At 32.3% G+C, this 962-nt stretch carries 1 protein-coding gene; it reads right to left on the bottom strand.

The genetic code is table 11. From position 1 onward, the window contains the following. Positions 1–200 precede the first annotated feature (200 nt). Positions 201–962: transposase (locus I4N53_RS08115; RefSeq protein ID WP_214496011.1), on the bottom strand; the 762-nt coding region annotated here is incomplete at its 5' end.

Here is a 962-nt window from a genome sequence, read left to right as displayed (position 1 = left end):
TAGGTGATTGCAAAATGAGATAAATATTAGAGTAAAAAAGTTACATTACAAGGAACAAAATAAAGAAATTACATTTTAAAGGCACACTCAAGACGGAAAAAGAGAAATGGAAGAAAGATACAAATTCAAAAAAGACAATACTTAACACACCTTTTTAATGTAAAAAGATGACAAACAAATCAAATCATAAGAACAAGTTATCAAGCCAAAAGTTTTTTCAAAGATAAAGGATGTTCAAAAGTACCAAGCTTTGCAGTAATAATTAAACCAATATGTTGAGTGATAGCCCCAAGAAAAACATCAGCTTTGATTGACCTGGTATTTATGAGTTTAAAGCTATCAACAGCGATAGAACTTTTTAAAAGAGAAATAGATTTTTCAATAATAGGGCGTTTTTCATAAAGTTTGGACCACTTTTTAGAGTTACGAGGGACAAAAGTATTTTTTCTAAAATCAATATCAAGGGTAGTATAGAATATTCTGCCACATTTAGAAGAGGTACAGGGGTTATCACATTGAAGGATATAAGTAGTTTTACCATTTAGTCTAACTTTTTTGGACATAGGGCAAAGCCATTTAATTCTGGTAGCTCTACCTTTTTCCCGAACGATGCCATCATAGGACATTTTAAGAGAAGGGTCACGGGGGCAGGTAGGGATACCATCAGAGTTAAAAGTAGGCTGAGGTAAGTTTTTAGAATTTCGAGGGTTAATAGGGATAATAGGGATTATGCCAAGCTTTGAGAACAAGTATTTATAATTATCAAAAGAATCAAACCCAGCGTCACCTAAGAAGTATCTATAAGAGAAATTAGGATGTAAATTAAAGAATTCCTTAAGAGAAGGGATTAAAGTTTTAGAATCGTACAAATCTTTAGACTCGGCAGCAGATTTAGCAGTATTGACATTTAAAGAATCATCGTCATAGAAACTAATATGCTGAATAATGCCTAAGCCATTAGT

Origin of the sequence: Thermoanaerobacter sp. CM-CNRG TB177, assembly GCF_018588165.1 — a bacterium.
Taxonomy (GTDB): Bacteria; Bacillota; Thermoanaerobacteria; order Thermoanaerobacterales; family Thermoanaerobacteraceae; genus Thermoanaerobacter; species Thermoanaerobacter thermocopriae.
Note: the sequence above shows the minus strand (reverse complement) of the source record. Positions and strands in the feature narration are given on the sequence as shown.